The 16625-nt window shown below is 69.8% G+C and carries 13 protein-coding genes and 1 pseudogene; 8 read left to right on the top strand and 6 right to left on the bottom strand.

Features of this window, described 5'->3' with window-relative positions:
- Nucleotides 1-105 precede the first annotated feature (105 nt).
- A complete protein-coding gene (locus AB0I89_RS10380; RefSeq protein WP_357123227.1) occupies nt 106-723 on the bottom strand; it encodes a response regulator transcription factor in 618 nt (205 codons plus the stop codon).
- An 8-nt stretch (nt 724-731) separates the two neighbouring features.
- Nucleotides 732-1931 (bottom strand): histidine kinase, encoded by a 1200-nt coding sequence (locus AB0I89_RS10375; RefSeq protein ID WP_357123224.1) that lies wholly within the window; start codon nt 1929-1931, stop codon nt 732-734.
- A 92-nt stretch (nt 1932-2023) separates the two neighbouring features.
- Between AB0I89_RS10375 and AB0I89_RS10370 the strand changes: the two genes are divergently transcribed.
- Entirely contained in the window at nt 2024-2728 is a 705-nt protein-coding gene (locus AB0I89_RS10370; protein ID WP_357123221.1) for a DUF998 domain-containing protein, read from the top strand.
- A gap of 404 nt (nt 2729-3132) precedes the next feature.
- Here AB0I89_RS10370 and AB0I89_RS10365 read toward each other — a convergent pair whose 3' ends face one another.
- Both AB0I89_RS10365 and AB0I89_RS10360 read right to left on the bottom strand, forming a co-directional pair.
- Entirely contained in the window at nt 3133-3726 is a 594-nt protein-coding gene (locus AB0I89_RS10365; RefSeq protein WP_357123218.1) for a hypothetical protein, read from the bottom strand.
- Nucleotides 3727-3846: 120 nt separating this feature from the next.
- Entirely contained in the window at nt 3847-7011 is a 3165-nt protein-coding gene (locus AB0I89_RS10360) for a BTAD domain-containing putative transcriptional regulator (RefSeq protein ID WP_357123215.1), read from the bottom strand.
- 356 nt (nt 7012-7367) lie between these two features.
- Between AB0I89_RS10360 and AB0I89_RS10355 the strand changes: the two genes are divergently transcribed.
- The 7 genes and pseudogenes from AB0I89_RS10355 (at nt 7368) to AB0I89_RS10325 (ending at nt 12632) form a co-directional block, all read left to right on the top strand.
- Nucleotides 7368-8930 (top strand): VCBS repeat-containing protein, encoded by a 1563-nt coding sequence (locus AB0I89_RS10355; RefSeq protein ID WP_357123212.1) that lies wholly within the window; start codon nt 7368-7370, stop codon nt 8928-8930.
- A gap of 162 nt (nt 8931-9092) precedes the next feature.
- Nucleotides 9093-9545 carry a VOC family protein gene (locus tag AB0I89_RS10350; RefSeq protein ID WP_357123209.1) on the top strand — a complete coding sequence of 151 codons (453 nt, stop codon included), beginning with the start codon at nt 9093-9095 and terminating at the stop codon, nt 9543-9545.
- Between the two features lie 193 nt (nt 9546-9738).
- Nucleotides 9739-9936, top strand: a pseudogene (locus tag AB0I89_RS10345) (hypothetical protein); the annotation flags it as partial.
- The gene (locus AB0I89_RS10340) at nt 9921-10298 is read left to right on the top strand and encodes a hypothetical protein (protein WP_357123206.1); all 378 of its coding nucleotides are present in this window, start codon (nt 9921-9923) and stop codon (nt 10296-10298) included. The pseudogene AB0I89_RS10345 and the gene AB0I89_RS10340, both read left to right, overlap by 16 nt.
- A 154-nt stretch (nt 10299-10452) precedes the next feature.
- Nucleotides 10453-10659 carry a hypothetical protein gene (locus AB0I89_RS10335; RefSeq protein WP_357123203.1) on the top strand — a complete coding sequence of 69 codons (207 nt, stop codon included), beginning with the start codon at nt 10453-10455 and terminating at the stop codon, nt 10657-10659.
- Between the two features lie 170 nt (nt 10660-10829).
- Entirely contained in the window at nt 10830-12068 is a 1239-nt protein-coding gene (locus tag AB0I89_RS10330) for an NAD(P)/FAD-dependent oxidoreductase (protein ID WP_357123200.1), read from the top strand.
- 126 nt (nt 12069-12194) lie between these two features.
- Nucleotides 12195-12632: a GNAT family N-acetyltransferase gene (locus AB0I89_RS10325; RefSeq protein WP_357123197.1), complete on the top strand. Its 438-nt coding sequence runs from the start codon at nt 12195-12197 to the stop codon at nt 12630-12632.
- Nucleotides 12633-12785: 153 nt separating this feature from the next.
- On the opposite strand, the gene AB0I89_RS10320 is transcribed toward AB0I89_RS10325, so the two are convergent.
- A complete protein-coding gene (locus tag AB0I89_RS10320) occupies nt 12786-13355 on the bottom strand; it encodes an NADAR family protein (RefSeq protein ID WP_357123194.1) in 570 nt (189 codons plus the stop codon).
- 478 nt (nt 13356-13833) lie between these two features.
- Nucleotides 13834-16542, bottom strand: coding sequence for an RICIN domain-containing protein (locus AB0I89_RS10315; protein WP_357123191.1), 2709 nt, complete (start codon nt 16540-16542; stop codon nt 13834-13836).
- Between the last annotated feature and the right edge of the window lie 83 nt (nt 16543-16625).

Here is a 16625-nt window from a genome sequence, read left to right as displayed (position 1 = left end):
GCTCGGCGACCATGGCGTGGCTGGCGGCGCCTTGTCAGCGGCTTGAGCGTGCAGCCGATCGAGTTGTCAGGCGGCGTTGTCCCCACGGTGCCGGTCGGGTTCGGGTCATTCGTACGTGACGAGTCCGGCGCGCTGGGCGAGCAGGGCCGCCTCGGTCCGGTTGGTGCAGCCGAGCCGGGTCAGGACCCGCGAGACGTAGCCCTTGATGGTGGCCTCGGTGAGGTGCAGGTGGGCCGCCAGTTGAGCGTTGGTCAGGCCGCGGCCCAGGCCGGTCAGGATTTCGCGGTCCCGTGCGGACAGTCCGTTCGGCAGCGTCACCGCCGGGTCGGCGGGCAGCAGGACCTGGGCCGCACCGGGCGGCAGGATCGTGTGGCCGGCGGCGGCGGTGCGGATGAGGTCGGCGAACTCACGCGGCGGCGTGGTCTTGAGTACGTACCCGCTGGCTCCGGCGCGCAGCGCGGCGGCCACATACCGATCGGCGGTGAACGTGGTCAGCGCCACCACGACCGGGGCCGGGTTCAGGGCGGCGATCTGCTCGGTGGCGACCAGTCCGTCGACGCCGGGCATGCGAAGGTCCATCAGGACCAGGTCCGGACGGTGCCGGATGGCGGCCTCGACCGCTGCGGCCCCGTCTGTCGCGGTGTCCACGACCTCGATGTCGCCGGCGCTCGCCAGGATTGTCCGCAGGTGAGCGCCGACAAACGGATCGTCGTCGGCCACCACGACCCGGATCATGACGGCCTGTCGGGTTGCGCACCGGGCAGCAGAGCCCGCAGCGTAAAGCCGCCCCCGGGCTCGGGTCCGGCCGCGAACGTGCCGCCGAGCAGTTCGACCCGACGCCGCAACCCGTGCAGCCCGGTCCCCGCTCCGGAAGCGGCCAGCCGCGCGTCCGCCGCCGACCGAACTACTCCGTTGCGGACAAGGACTCGCACGCCGCCGCCCTCGTACTGCACCCCGACCTCGACACGGGCACCAGGCGCGTGTTTGCGCACATTGGTCAGCGCTTCCTGGATGACCCGGACCACCGCCTGACCGACCGCCGGGGACACCGGCACCGGGGTACCGATCACCGCCAGGGCCGCCGCACCCACCAGTGGTCGCAGATCTGGCAGCGGCTCCGGCGCCGGCTCGCGGGCAGGCGGCTGCTCGGGCAGGACTCGGACCAGGTCGCGAAGGTCGTCGAGCGCGGCGCAGCCGGCCTCTCGGATCCGTTCGGCGGCAACCCGAGTCGCCTCATCGGCTGCGGTGAGCCCGAGCGCACCGGCCTCCAGCACGATGAGGCTGACCTGATGTGTCACCACATCGTGCATCTCGGCGGTAAGCCGGGCACGTTCACCTGCGGCGGCCCGCTCGGCCTCCGCGTACCGGTCGGCCTCGGCCCGCCGGGCCCGCTCGCGCAGCATGTTGATCATGCGGCGCCGCGCCGCCAGGTACAGGCCGGCAAGGACCGGCACACCGAGCAACACCAGGCTGGAACGGAGCCGCACCCACGAGAGCGGCCACGGTGCCGTGGCCGCAACCAAGAGAGCGACCACGGCCGCCCAACCCGACACGCGACGCCTCGCGTACACCGCGACCGCATAGGCCGCGAACGGGGCAGCCGAAGTGAGGAACACAACCGTGTCCTCACCCGGCCGGATCGAGCCGCCCGAGCCGATGGTCTCGACGGCGGCCAGGACGGCACTGCCAGCGAAAACAACCCAGGCCACGGTGACCGGTGCGCTCCGGCGCCACCACAGCGCGCCGGCCGCCGCCGCGAAGACCACCGCGGTGAGGCCACCACCGCCCCGAAGATCGGCGGTCGTCCCGGCCAACAACACCAGACCGGAGAGCAACGCAACCGCTACCACCACAGCGTCGACCAACCGCTGCCTCGGCGGGTCATCCCGCTCGGCGACCGCATCCGACCCACTCAAGCTGGCTACCACCACGCGACAACCGTAGGTCGGAACCGGGAACCCGTCCCTCCCGTACCGACGAAAGTAGGTTCGGAACCCGCCATCGGCCCCATACCGACCGACGGGTGCCGCTACCAAGATCAGGTTCAGGCACGCCCAATAGAGCGATGAAGAAAGACATCACCACCCGGCGGCTCCTCGCATGCGGCGCCGCCGCCGGTCCTCTGTTCGGCATCGTGATCATCGTTGGTGGCGCGCTGCAGCCCGGATACCGCCCGATCCGCCAGTCCGTCAGCGAACTGGCCACCGGATCGACCGGCTGGATCCAGACCACCAACTTCCTCGTGTGCGGTTCGCTGTTCGTGGTATTCGCCCTCGGTGTCCGCCGGGCCCTGCGCCCCCGCTCAGCCGCCCGGAGCGCGGCGGCCCTGACCGGCCTGTCCGGCGTAGCCCTCATCGCCTCCGGGCTGTTCACCACCGATGTCGCCGGGCAGCCTCAGCACACCTGGAACGGCACCGCGCACAACGCCGCCGGCGGCATCGCGTTTCTGTCCCTACCGCTTTTGACCTTCACCTGGGCCATCTGCTCGGCCCGACGTCGCTCCTGGGTCTGGACGGTAACCAGCGCGGCGGCCGGCGTGACCATGCTCCTGCTCATCCAAGGCCTGGCCGTACCCGAACACCGCGGCCTGTATCAGCGCCTCACCATCGGAGTCGGCTGGACCTGGATCACCGCCTTCGCCCTGCACCTACGCCGCAATACGTCCACGCACAAAGGCGAAGCAACTCATCAGAAGCACCCGATCACTCGCCCGTTTCGCCAAGGCTGAGCGCGTCTCGCCAAGATCAGATGCGCGCTCAGTGGCATGGGCGGACTCCCGCCCTACCGACTCCCCGGGGCGCCGACGCTGACGCCTTCGCGGTCGGCGAGGAGAATCCGCCGGTCGCGGCGCTGTCTATGCCGGCTCGCGCACGCCGCCGGCGTTGCCACCATCGTCTGGCGACGGTTCGTGCGGGGCTTCGGGCAGCTCGTCCGGTCCGCCGGGCAGAAGGACGCCCGCGTCGTCGGGCACCGGTTCACGTGGGTCGATGGGAGGATACTGTTCGGGGTCGAGATCCGGTCCAGTCATCAGGCGAGTATCCGTCGTCTTCGGCACTGCCGCTCGTCGGGCCCGCGAGCCGGACGGTCTCCCCCTCCGGCCGGCCCGCCCGGCCCGGAGGCCGCCGCCGGCCGTCAGGCCAGACCGGCGCAGACCGCCCGGACCGCGGTGACCAGGCCGGGGTCGCCGCAGTCGGTGGATGCCGAGGTACGTCCGACGACCCGCCAGCCCTTGGTGTCCTTGCGCAGGAATACCTGGTCGCCACCGGGGATGGAGGCCGACTGCGGGGCGATCGCCATCAGCCGGGCGAAGCCGTTGCGGCAGCCGAGCACCTGCACGTCGGTGACGCTCTGCCCGTTGAGCGCGGCGCCGGTGGCCTCGAGCAGGACCGGCGGCCGGCAGGACGGGTCGGTGTCGGTGCTCGGCAGGGCGGCGAGCCGGGCGGGCCCGGTGGCGGCGGAGGCGGGGTCGACCGTTCGGCCGGATTCCGTACCGGGGCGGGCCGGGTCCGGGGCGGAAGCCGGTGGCGCGGGGACGCCGAGGGTGGTGGGCGTCGCCTGCGGTCCGACGGCGGTGCCCGCCGGGTCCGGCGCGGCGGTCGGCCCGGACAAGGCCGGTGCCGGGCCACCGGCCGCGGCACCGGCGCGGTCGGCGTGCGCGCATCCGGCCGCCGGGAGGGCCAGGGCCACCGCCACCACCAGGTACGCGCTGCTGCGTCGGATCGTCATGAAACGTCTCTCCATCTCGTCGAAGCTGCTGCCCGGGTGGGCGCCCGGTGCTGCTCCGACGCTAGGGAGCCGGCCTGCCGGCGATCTGGACGAAACCTGGAAGCGCAGGCCAGGGTGGGTTCAGGCCGGGTGGGCAACCGACACGGCCACGCCCACCGGCGCGGTCGCCTCGCAACCGCATGCCCACCGCTCGTGCCAGCCGGACGCCTCGTCGGCCTCGCGGGTGCCGAGCCGGCGGAACGTCGCCGCGGCGGTCTCCCATGCCTGGTGGGCGGACGCGACGTCGCCCAGCGCCGCATGAGCCGCACCCAGGTCGCGCAGCGTCCGTGCGGCACCGAGATCGTGGTGCAGCTCGACCCATCCGTCGTACGCGAGCCGAAGGTTCTCCAGGGCGACGTCCGGCCGGCCGGCCGCCAGGTGCAGTTCGCCGACGGTCCGCTGGACCAGCGCCACCCCGAACCGGTCGTGCAGCCGCCGGCACGTCCCGAGGGCGCGCTCCAACGGCTCCTGCGCCCGGCTCAACCTGCCCTGCCGGATCCACACCTTCGCCAGCGCCTGCTCCGTGTAGCAGGCGAGCAACTCGTCGCCGCTCGCCAGGATCAGGTCGTGGCTGCGGAGGCACCAGCGCTCCGCCTCGGCCAGCTCACCCCGGGCCCGATGTACCAGGCCGATCCCCCGGGCGGCGATGGCCTCGCCGCGAGCGTGGCCCAGCGAACGGTAGGTGTCCACGGTACGACCCATCCAGCTCAGTGCCGCCTCGTCGTCGCCGAGCTCCCGCAGGCAGTAGCCGATGCCGTAGGTCGCGTGCGCGGCGGCGGTCTCGCCCCCCAAGCGGCCCAGCACCTCGGCGGCTGTGGTCAGCAGCGGGACCGCCTCGCGATGCCGGCCCACCTCACGCAGTACGGTGCCGAGACCGTTGCGCGCCGCAGCCGACCCGTGCTCGTGGCCGGCGGCTTCGAACAGGTCGATGGCGGTCCGGAAGTTCCGTTCGGCCTCGGCGAACCGGTCCTCCTTGTAGCGCAGCAGCGCGATGCCGCACTCGATCACCGCCTCGCCGACCACGTTGCCGGCCGCCCAGGCGGCGGCCGACGCCGCCGCGTGGGTGCGTCCCCAGCCGACGAAGTCGTTGCGGACCGCGAAAGAGGCATAGACCAACGCGTCCGCCAGCGCGCACGCCGCCACGTCCATGCCGAGTTCCGCGGCCCGTTCCACCGCGACGATCAGCGTCGGCGCCTCGACCTCCAGCCAACCGGGTAGCTGGTGATCCGCCGGAAGCGGGACGGCCGGTACGTCCACCGGCAGCGGCGCCTGCCGGTACAGCGGCGGAATGGCGTACGGCAGCCGCTGGTTGAGCCGCTCACCCAGCTCGGTGGCCGTGACCAGCACTCTGGCCACCGCGGCGCGCAGCGCGTCGTCGCTGTCCTCCTCGACGGCGCGTTCCCTGGCGAACAGCCGGACCAGGTCGTGCATGTGGTACCGGAGCAGTCGGTGCGTCGGGTCCGCAACGGCGGTCACCAGGCGGGCGTCGGCGAGCTGTTCCAGCAGTTCCTCGGCGTCGTCCATCGAGCCGCCGACGAGTGCCGCCACCAGCCACTCCGCGAAGCTCGACACCCCGAGAAAGCCGAGCAACCGGAACGCAAGACGGGCCGGTGGGTCGAGCGCCTGGTAGCCGACCGCGACGCTGACCCGGACGGCCAGCCCGTCCGCCGTCATCTCGTCGAGCCTCGCGCGTTCGTCGCGCATCCGCTCGGCCAGGCGGGCGATCCGGCGGTGCGGTCGGGCCGCGATCCGGGCGCCGACGATCCGCAGGGCGAGCGGCAGGCCGGCGCACATCTCGACAAGCGCGGCGGTCGCCTCCGGCTCGGCGGCCACCCGGCCTGGCCCGACGATGCGCTCCAACAGGACGACCGAGTCGGCCCGGTCGAGCAACGGCACCTCGATCTGCTCGGCGCCCGGGATGGTGGTCAGCAGGGCCCGGCTGGACACGATCAGGGCGCTGCCCGGCCCACCGGGCGCGAGCGGGCGAACCTCCTCGGCGCTGACCGCCGAGTCGAGCACGATGAGGAATCGGCGTCCGCTCAGCATGGCGCGGTACTGTCCGAGCTTGTCCTCCAAAGTGGGCAACTGCTGGATATTCGTGGCGCCCAGGGCCCGCAGCACCCGGTCCAGGGCCTCCCCGGAGTCGCCGCCTCGGCCGGCGAGGGTGACGAAGATCTGCCCGTCGGGGTACGAGTGGCGCAGGAGGTATGCGAGCCGGATGCTGAGCGCCGTCTTACCCACGCCGCCCGGGCCGGAAAGGATCACCACGGGCGCGGCGTTGTCCTTGAGGCGCCCATCGCCGGGTTGCAGCACGCTCAACGCGCAGGAGATCTCCGGTTCACAGCCGACGTGGTCGGGCAGGTCGGCCGGAAGCTGACAGCCGGGTCCCGGCGGAGCATGGTGTGCCGGCTCCGGTTTCGCCTCGACACGCGTGGGCACGGCGGCAGCGGGCTGCGCCACTCCGGGCATCTCGACAGGGGCCGCGGCCACCCTCGGCGCACGCAGCGTGCCCCGCAGGATCTCCCGCTGCAGGTCCTGCAGGTCGGTGCCCGGGTCGATGCCCAACTCGTCGGCGAGCTTGACGCGGGTCCGGGCGTACAGGTCGAGTGCCTCGGCTCGGCGACCGTCGAAGTACAGGGCGCGCATCAATGTCACGGCCAGCGGCTCGACGAGCGGGCTGCGCTCCAGGGCCACCGTGAGTCGGTCGACGACCTGCCCCGGCCGGCCCTGGCCGATCTCGCTGTCGGCCCAGTCGAGCAGGACCCGGACGAGCTGCTGGGACAGGCCCTCCCGAACCCGGGCCGCCCAGGCGCCGGGCAGCCCGTCGAGCGGGTCGCCCCGCCACAGCTCGACCGCCTCCCGCAGCAGCGCCGCCCGGTCGGGGTCGGCCGCCGCGAGGCCCTGGGCCTGCTCGGCGAAGCGGCGCAGGCGGTGCAGGTCGACGCGGTCCGGGTCGATGTCGAGCAGATAGCCGGTCTGACTGCGGCCGACCGTGATCGGGACCGTCTCGGCGGATTGGGCCGCGACCAGGATCCGCCGGATTCGGGTGAGGTACGTGTACAGGACGCCCCGGGCGTCAGCCGGCGGGGCGTCGTCCCAGACCCGGTCGACCAGCGCCTCGATCGGCACGCTGCGGCCCACGTCCACGGCGAGCGCGGCGAACACCAGCCGTTGCTTCGGTGGTCCCAACTCGAGCGGCCGGCCGGCCGCGACCACGCGGAGATCACCCAGTATGCATAGTTCCACGGCTTCGCCCCCGCGTCCGTAGCGCCGCTGGACGGCCCGCGAGCGGGGCGTCCGAAGTTGTCAAGGATCCATCCAGGTTCGCTACCTGATGTGGCTGCGAGGGTTCTGCCAGCCACCGCACCGGCAGCTCGCGGACCACTCACCGGAGTGGACGGCCCTCATCCCACCTCCGACGAAAGGGTCGCGAACACACAACCGCACAGCAGGACCAAGCGGGACCAGCCATCGAGGGCAGGCCCCACGGTGGCTTGTGCGCTGCGACTTTACCTGTCGCATTGGGTCCAGCCAATGGCTGTCGTGCACCTCGATCCACGTTCGCGACCACTCCGTTCATCCCCACCACGAAGGGAAGACCCATGCGTCGCTTCCGAGCCCGCAGACCGGCCGCGATCCTCGGCACCATCACGATGGCCGCCGCTGGCCTGGTCAGCGTGTCGTCCGCGCCGGCCCAGGCCTCCACCATCGAGGGCCCGATCAGCCGCAGCGAGGTCCTGTCCCGTGCACAGAACTGGGTGGACCGGGACCTCACCTACACCCAGACCGGCTCCTGGGCGAGCGACATGGACGGCGACAAGACCTACCGGCGCGACTGCTCCGGTCTCGTGTCGATGGCCTGGCACCTGAACACCAGCTACATCACCGACGACTTCCAGGGGAACAACTCGCGCTGGGACACCCTCGGCAGCATCGACAGCTTCCAGGCCGGCGACGCGATGGTCCGCAGCGGCCACATCGAACTCTTCTCGCACTGGGCCGACCGGAACGACCACAGCAAGGGCGCCTACGTCTACTCCTTCAACGACGACGGCCAGACGGTCCAGAACCCGTACAAGGACAACAACGTCGGCAGTCGTGGGTTCAACAGCGCCAGCGACCTGAGGACGTACAAGCCGATCCGGCGCACCGGCCTGATCGCGGGGGCGACGGCGCGCAAGGGGCCGGCGTTGGGGCACGACGACGGCGACGGCACCCTGACCATCCACCGCTGGAATTCGACCGGTACGGCGTTCGACCACACGACCGATTACAAGGGTGAGAGTTCCTTCGACCTCGCGAACGTCGGCGATCGGATGGCCTCGGGTGACGTCGATGGTGACGGCACCGACGACATCGTCATGGCGTACCAGATCAGCGATGGCACCTTCGGCTTCTACGTCTTCGACGCCGGCCTGACCAGCCGCGGCCGCTTCTACACCTCCAGCCAATACAACCTCGACCCCGTCGCCGGACGCCTCGTCGTGGCCGACTTCACCGGCGACGGCAAAGCCGAACCCGCCCTCATCCACGACGACGGCGACGGCACCACCACCATCCACCGCTGGACCAGCACCGGCACCACCTTCAACCGCACCACCGACTACGTCGGCACCGGCAGCTTCGACCTCGCCAACGTCGGCGACCGCGTCGCCGCCGGCGACGTCACCGGCGACGGCAAAGCCGACATCGTCATGGCCTACCAAATCAGCGACGGCACCTTCGGCTACTACGTCTACAGCCAAGGCCTGACCAGCCTCGGCCGCTTCTACACCTCCAGCCAATACAACCTCGACCCCGTCGCCGGACGCCTCGTCGTCGCCGACTTCACCGGCGACGGCAAAGCCGAACCCGCCCTCATCCACGACGACGGCGACGGCACCACCACCATCCACCGCTGGACCAGCACCGGCACCACCTTCAACCGCACCACCGACTACGTCGGCACCGGCAACTTCGACCTCGCCAACGTCGGCAACCGCGTCGCCGCCGGCGACGTCACCGGCGACGGCAAAGCCGACATCGTCATGGCCTACGACCTCGGCAACAACACCTTCGGCTACTACACCTTCAACCAAGGCCTCACCAGCCTCGGCCGCTGGTACACCTCCGGCCCCTACAACATCACCCCCGTCAACGGACGCCTCGTCCTCGGCAACTGGTGACCTGACCTCGTCTCACACGAACAGGAATCGGGGGTCACCGGCTGCGCCGGTGACCCCCGATTCGCGTCCGGTCAGGTCGCGCAGGTCACCTCGGCCTCGACCTGGCGATTCATCTTATGTAGGTGGGGAGACGCCGCTGGCGGTGTCCGGCATGCTGTGGGCATGACCGAGGAACCGAAGAATCGTTCCGCCTCATCCAGCGATACGGTGCTCGCCGCATCGCCAGTGATCTCGGTGATGTTGATCGTCTCCGATGCAGAGGCCGCAGTCGCCTGGTACAGGACTGCGCTTGGCGCGACGGAGCTGTGGAACCTTGGTGGCGTGGCCGGCCTCGCGATCAGCGGCGCCCCCTTCTTCCTCCACCAGGTCAATCCCGAGAACCCGACAGAGACGAGTCCTGGCCAGGTCGGAATCACGAGCACCCGCATCGAGGTGTTCGTCGATGACCCCGACACCTTCATCGAGCGCGCCGTCGCGGCCGGCGCAGTCGCCGGAGCGGCAATCGAGGATCACCGCGTGCCCTGGGGGACGCACCGTCAAGGTGGCTTCACGGACCCGTTCGGTCACAACTGGTCCGTGGGCGACACGTCGCCCCTGCGCCCGTTCCCACGTTGATCGGGCGAGCCTGCTCATGACGCCGCGTCTGGCCCGGCTCGAACGCGAAGAAGGCCCTGGCCGAAAGTCGGAACCGAGGACCGTGACCACGCCCGCCGTGCCGTCGCCGCGTTCAAGCTCGTCTACGGCGCCACGTTCGCCAACGCCGTCGCGATAACCACCGGCGATCTCGGCGAACGGCTCTCCTCCTACGAGTACCCGAGCCCGCTGGCGGGCGGCCAACGCACCCCACCTCGTCGCGCTCGTGCGTGTGGACGCCCGCTTCGAACACGGCAAACTCGTCGGACGCCCCGCGGCCACCCCGGCCACCAAGGCCCCCGCCGCCACCCAACCAAGATCACCCAATCACACGTTGGCATCGCAGAGGAGGCACACGTGGGCGATCCGGTGAAGGATGCCTCGCTCGAAGGTCCCATTCCAGAGGCTTGGCGGCCGACGCTCAAGGCGGTCGTGGACTCGCTGGTGGGACGAGACGCCGCCATCGGCGCAGGCCTGCCGCCGGTAGACCCAGTTCCTACCGAAATCTCGCAGAAATGCCGCCAGGCGATTGACAACTACGGTGACGTCACGCTGATCACCCCACCAGACCAATCCTGGAACACATCAGTCGCATTGTGGTTCGGCGATCACTGGCGCTGCCTGGTCGACCTCTGGACCGAAGAGGAAGGCAGGAGCGACCTGGTGCTCGATGTCGACGTCTTCGAGAACGGACCTGGATACCGCTACCGCGTGAACCTCGTCTACGTCCCCTGAACCACCGATCCACAGGTGGTGACAATCGCTCACGCGGCGTCTTGACTGTCATCGATGGTGGCCGGTTGACGACGTCTTGCGCCCGCCTGCGTCCCCACCCGCCGGTACGGCGTGATTAGCTGCCGCCCTGGCATCGGATAGCGAACGGATCGACGTGGCGTTGGCCAAGAAGGGCTCTCGGCTCATCCCGGTCGACAGCGTGGTCTACCGGTGGCGGGTGCGCGGAAGGCCAACCTACGCCCAAACGCTCGGTGATCGACCACTCACCCTCGCCGTCGAGCAAGCCGACTGCAAGGGCGGCGTACTGCTGGTCGACCTGCCCCAGGACCACCCGAGGACCGTGCGTCACCACCGGCAATGAACGCCAGCCCACCTGGAGCGGCAGATCCGGTTGTTGCGGTGATCGCTACTGTGGGGGTTCGTGGCTGTTTCGCGGGCAGGTTTCGATGCGCCGAGCGTTGTCGGGATGCACTGTCGGCCGCTTGGCTCCGGCGTTTCTCGCGGTTCGGATGGCGTGAGGTGGGAGGCGTCATGCGGGTAGCGGTGGCCGGCGCCGGTCTTGGCGGATTGTGTCTGGCTCAGGGGCTGGTGCGGGACGGCGTCGATGTGCACGTTTACGAGCGGGACAGTGGCCTTGACGTCCGCCGGCAGGGCTACCGGCTGCACTTGGACGCGCGGGCCGGGCTGGCGCTGCAGAGGTGTCTGCCGCCCGAGTTGTTCCGGCTCTTCCTCGCCACGACGGGCCGGCGCAGCACCGTGGTCACGGTACTGACCGCACAGCTGCGCGTCCTGCGCCGCATGGCAGTTGACCCGAACCTGGACCCGGGCGATCCGGCGACGCTGTCTACCTCGGTCGACCGGGGCACGCTGCGGGAAATCCTCGCCGCGGGGCTCGACGCTCGGATCCACTTCGGCCGTGAGCTCGTCGGGTACGCGCAGGAGGCCGACGGTGTGACCCTGCGCTTCGCGGACGGGTCGACCGAGGCCGCGGACGTGCTTGTCGGCGCGGACGGGGTGAATTCCGTCGTGCGCCGCACACTGTTGCCGGACGCACCGGTCGTGGACACCGGCTCGAGGGTCATCTACGGCAAGGTCCCATTGGACGACGCTGCGCGGCGGCTGATCCCGCCGGCCATGTACGAAGGGTTCACCGCCATCATCGGTGGCGATGTCGGTTTGGCCGCTGGGCTGGTCGAGTTTCAGCGGGCACCCGAGGACGCGGCGGCCGAGATCGCGCCTGGAATACGCGTCACGCCGACCGGGGACTATCTGATGTGGGGTCTGTCCGCCGGACGCGATCGGCTTGGCGCGCCGGACACCGAACTGGCCGTGGCCGACCCTGCGGCCTTACATGCCGTCGCGTGCCGGGCGATCCGTTCGTGGCACCCCGACCTGCGTGCACTGCTGGCCCGGACGGCCGTTGATGAGACCTTCTTCATCCGGGTCCGCAGCAGCGAACGCGTCGCCGCCTGGGCGCCAAGCCGGGTGACACTGCTCGGCGACGGGATCCACGCGATGAGCCCGGCCCGCGGCTCAGGCGCGAACACCGCGCTGATGGACGCGGCGAACCTGTGCGCTGCCCTCACCACCGGCAGCGACATCATCGCGGCGATAGCCCAATACGAGGAAGGCATGCGCGACTACGGCTTCGCCGCGGTGGAGGCCTCCCGGAAAGCGGATGCGGCGTACGCCGGCCGGGGAAACCCTGTGTGGCTCTGGATCGTCAACCACCTGCCCAAACCGCGCGGCGCCCGCCGCTCGGTGCGCTGATCTCGCATATCCGCGAGCTGGCGCAGTGAGCCAGCCTGTGCCGCAGCTGCCCACTGGGCACCCAAAGCGGCAGATCCGGATGCAGTGTAGGAGCTGAACCGGCTTGTACGACGTATCGTGCCTCCCGTGGACGTCGAGGTGGAACTCGTCGAGGCTCTCGACGCGGAGAGCATCGAAGCGTTTTGCCGAGATGTGCCAAAGTTGTCGAGCCGGCCGAGTCGTCTGAGCCCGCAAGCTTTGGCCCGCATGATCGCGTTGCCTGAGTACCAGCTATTCGTCGCCCGGCAGAACGGGAGCATCTGCGGCACACTCACGCTCGCGGTTTACCAGGCGCCCGGCGGAGTGAAGGCCCGTATCGATGATGTCGTCGCCGAACAGACTGAAGGCGGGAAAGCGGTTGCCCTAAGGCTGATCCGAGAGGCCATACGGCGTGCCGTGGCGGCCGGCGCTGCTGGCGTCCAGGTCGTGTCCAAACCGGCATTGTCGGTGGCAAACAGTACCTTCGAACAGATCGGCTTCAGGCAGCAAGGCCCAGGGATCTACGTCCGGGTGTTCCATACCTAACCCCCGACTCCCGCTTCCGCAGGGCACGGCGGCGGTACCTCCAGGACGAGGCGCACTGTCATCGGCCAGTCCCGACGCCGCCTGCCCTTCTTCGCATGACGCCCCGTAGCGCACGGATCGTGGCGAGTCCGTGACCTAGGCGTCTAGCGACGGCTACCGTTCCGGCTGTTCGTGGAGGACGTCGCGAACTTGCATGAGCGCGAACCCGAGCAGGTTGAGGCCCCGCCAGCGAGCCGGTTCGGAGGCGACGGGGTCCTCTCGGGTTAGCCCGATACCCCAGATCCGGTCCACCGGGCTGGCCTCGACGAGAACCCGTCTTCCGGTACCGACCAGGAATTCGCGCAGCGCGGCGTGCTGTCCGAACTTAGCCAGGTTGCCGGTCACCACGATCTCGAAGCGGTGATCGTCCCAGGTCCGTTGATCGAAGCCGACGACCCGGCCGCCGAGCGCCTTGGCCGCGTGTGGGTGCGGCGCGGCGAGAACCCGCTCGGCCATCGCGTCGTCACCGAACACGGTGGCCTTGCGCCACATCATGTAGTGCTCGGCGGTCGCGAAGACGAGCCCGTCGATCATGAACGGCGTTGGCCACCACTGACTCAAGCATCCGGCGCCGACCCGGCCGTCGCGCTCCGGCTGGTGCCCCCAGAAGAACAGAAACTTGATCCGTTCCCCGCGCGCCTGCGCGGCGACCAGATCCGTGACGCTACGACATGAGGCCAGCATGATCGCGAGTGTCCTCGACCCGGACCCCGACGCGCCACAGTATTGTCCGAGGCAGAGCCGAGAGGGCGCTTGCCGGTAAGCGCCTCACCGACACCGCGCTCAGTCGGCGGCAGATCAGTATGCGGAAGCGGGCATGCGGACACGCACTGGGGCCACGCCGGTCGCGGGCGGTTGTCGAGGCCGTAGAACCCGACACGTCGGTTGCTCAGCTGCATCCGCAAGATGGTTCGGGAGTAGCCAGCGGACTCCAACTGCCTGTACGCGCGCTCGACCGTCCGTGCACTCAGCCGCGACGCCCGGGCCTGGCCCACGTATGGGTAGCGAGCGGACCAGGCCCGCGTCTGTCCGGATCGGTAGCTCGTGTCCCACCGTGATTGGGTCGCGGCCGACTCGGGCGCACAAAGCGTGCCCCCGAGTCGGCGCGACAATCGGCAGACCGTTACCGGCGGCCGAACTTGACACTCACCTCTGCTACTGGTCAGGCGGGTACGAACTGCCACTGCTGGTTGGTCCCGCCGTTGGCGGTCCACTGCACGACCTGCGCCCCGTCGCTGGTCGAGGCGGCGGAGACGTCGGCCACGAGCCCGCTGCTGCGGCTGACGATGGTGTAGTAGCCGTCGCCGGTGGGCCGCAGGTACCACGACTGGTTGGTGCCGCCGTTGGCCGACCACTGTTGCAGTTGCAGGCCCTGCGTGGTGCTGCCGGCGTTGACGTCGAGCATCTTTCCGGACGCGGTGTAGCGCAGGGTGTACGCGTCCTGGGTGGTGCTGATCGTCCAGGTGGGGGTGCCGCTCTGCTGGACCGCCTTGGCGCCGTCGGCGGTGGAGTTCCCGGCGATGGCGAGGGGCTTGCCGCTGTTGCGGTTGACGATGCGGTAGGTGCCTGCTGCCGGCCCGGTTCCACCGCTTCCACTGAGGTTGAGGTACTCGACCGCATCGGTGAAGACGGTGCTGCCGGACTTGGCGGTCGACAGCTGGAGGTACACGCGGCTGCCGGTGGCGGGGGCGGTGAAGGACACCGGTTGGGTGACCCGCGAGCCGAGTGGGACGGTCAGGGTGCTGTTGCCGGACGCGACGACCGTACCGGTCGGGCTGTCGAGCCGGGCGGTCCAGGTGAAGCCCACCGAGGTGTTGGTGAGGTCGTCGTTGAACACGGTGATGTTGCGGGTCACCGTGGCGTTGCGGGCGTAGCTGGGTACGGCCTGCGCCAGCGGGAAGTTGCCGTTGGAGTCCGAGTTACCGGAGGCGGACCAGTACGGGAGGTCGATCGCGGCCACCGGGTTGAACGCCGCCTGCACACGCTGGATCTGCGCGTTGCTCCACGGATCGGGCAGGTTGTCCACGCCGTAGATGGGGTGACCGCCCTCCTCCGGGGTGAAGTCGGTGGACCGCACGCCCGGCACGACGCTGGCCCAGGCGGACAGCAGCGTGTACGGGCGCAGGTCGGTGGCGCCCTTGCCGCGCTTGGCAGCAGTCGCGGTGGCGAACCACTCGAAGCCCTGCTTGTTGTTGCATGCCGGCCAGATGAACTCGCCCTCGCCGTCGGGCCGCCCGTTCACGCTGACCAGGCCCTCCCCGTACCTGCCGAAGCCGTCGACGTAGTGCGGGATCACCGCGAAGTTGGCGTACGTCATCCCGGGATACAGGCTGACATTGTTGCCGACGCCCACCTCGACAATGATCGGCCGGGTGCCGTCGGCGCCGTTCATCGCCGCGTACAGGTCCTTCTCGAACTGCTCGGAATCCTGGCCGCTCTGGTTCGGCTCGTTGTTCTGACTCCAGCGGATGATCGCGGGGTGGTTGCGGTCGCGCAGGACCAGCGCACGGGCGTGGTTGATCATGTTGTCGCGCCCGACGGAGTTCTGCCACTCCTGCGAGGACTGAGAGCCGCGAATCGCGACCTCGTCGATGATCATCAGGCCCATCTCGTCGGCGACATCCAGCATGTACGGGCTTCCGGGCTCCTGGTGGATGCGCACCACGTTGTAGTTCAGCCGCTGGTAGTTGTCCACCGCCTGCGGCCAGCCGCCGTTGCCGGACGACGGGGGCAGGAAACCGGGCAGGGTGTGGTACGCGTCGCCCTTGCCGCCGTTGTTGATCCGGTCGTAGTCGCCACCCTGGAGGTTGTCGCCACGGAAGTTCACGCGCACGCCGTTGAGGTAGTAGTAGTCACCGTTCTGGGTGGCCTCCCGGAACCCGAACCGGGACGTGGCGTCGCTCGTCCGGCCGTCGTCGGTGACCGCATGCACCGTCAGCCCGTGCAGCTGCGCCCGGTACCCCGACCGGTACGGCACATTGGGCCACCAGTACGAGGTGCTGTCGAGGTTCCACGCGACCGGCCCCACAGTCACGGTCACGGTTGAGCGGGCCGCCACGGTGACCGTACGGCTGGGCAGTGCCGGGTAGCTGAAAGCCGTTCCGTTGCTGGACGACAGCGACCCGGTCAACGTCACCGACCGGGAACTGTCCGACGTGTTACGCACCGACACGTCGTAGGTCAGCGTCTTGTTCGCCACCGACGTACGCACGAATGTGTCGCTGACGTACACCGCCGGGTACACCCGCAGGAACGCGGACCCGAAGATCCCCTGCGGTATCGCCTCGGACCACGTGGCGGCGTCGGGCACCAGGTACCGGCCGTTGGATGCCTTCAACGCGCCGCGGCCCTTCACGTTCACGTTGATCGTGTGGGTGGTGCCGGGCGCCGCGTATGCGCTGATGTCGAAGTTCGACGGGGTGAACGCCGTCGTCTGGGTCGCCACCACCCGGCCGTCGACCGACAGTGTCGCCTGGTGGTTGACGGCGCCGAACTCGATCCAGGTCGACTGCGGCTGCCCCGAGTCCGGCACGGTGATGCTGCGCGAGTACACCGCCTCGTTCACGGTGGTGAAGCCCTGCTTGTACCAGCCGCCACCGGGCACCGCGATCGTGGTCGCCCCCCGACCCGAGGGCGTGAAGTTCCACGTCCCGCTCAGATCGACCGAGGTGATCGCAGCGCTACCGGCCGCCACACCGTCAACTCCGGCGGCCGCGACACTCTGCGTCGCGACCGGCACGGCCAGGGCCGACCCGGGAGTCGCCAGGGTCAGACCACCCAGCGTCAGGGGCAGGGCGAGCGCCACGGCCGCGGCCAGCCCTCTGGCCAACGCCGACAATCGGCCACCCCAGTGGACGTTCGTACGATGCACGGTAACCCTCCTGTGACTCACCCGACAGCTCCGCAACACCGGTTCAGGGCACAGCCGCAAGGCCGATACTCGAATCGATTCGA

Source organism: Micromonospora sp. NPDC049801, from assembly GCF_040656575.1.
Lineage (GTDB): Bacteria > Actinomycetota > Actinomycetes > Mycobacteriales > Micromonosporaceae > Micromonospora.
Note: the sequence above shows the minus strand (reverse complement) of the source record. Positions and strands in the feature narration are given on the sequence as shown.

Coding starts and splice junctions, on each gene's coding strand:
- AB0I89_RS10365 (WP_357123218.1), bottom strand. CDS start 3,726: ATGACGATCCGACGCAGCAGCGCGTACCTGGTGGTGGCGGTGGCCCTG.
- AB0I89_RS10355 (WP_357123212.1), top strand. CDS start 7,368: ATGCGTCGCTTCCGAGCCCGCAGACCGGCCGCGATCCTCGGCACCATC.
- AB0I89_RS10350 (WP_357123209.1), top strand. CDS start 9,093: ATGACCGAGGAACCGAAGAATCGTTCCGCCTCATCCAGCGATACGGTG.
- AB0I89_RS10330 (WP_357123200.1), top strand. CDS start 10,830: ATGCGGGTAGCGGTGGCCGGCGCCGGTCTTGGCGGATTGTGTCTGGCT.
- AB0I89_RS10320 (WP_357123194.1), bottom strand. CDS start 13,355: ATGCTGGCCTCATGTCGTAGCGTCACGGATCTGGTCGCCGCGCAGGCG.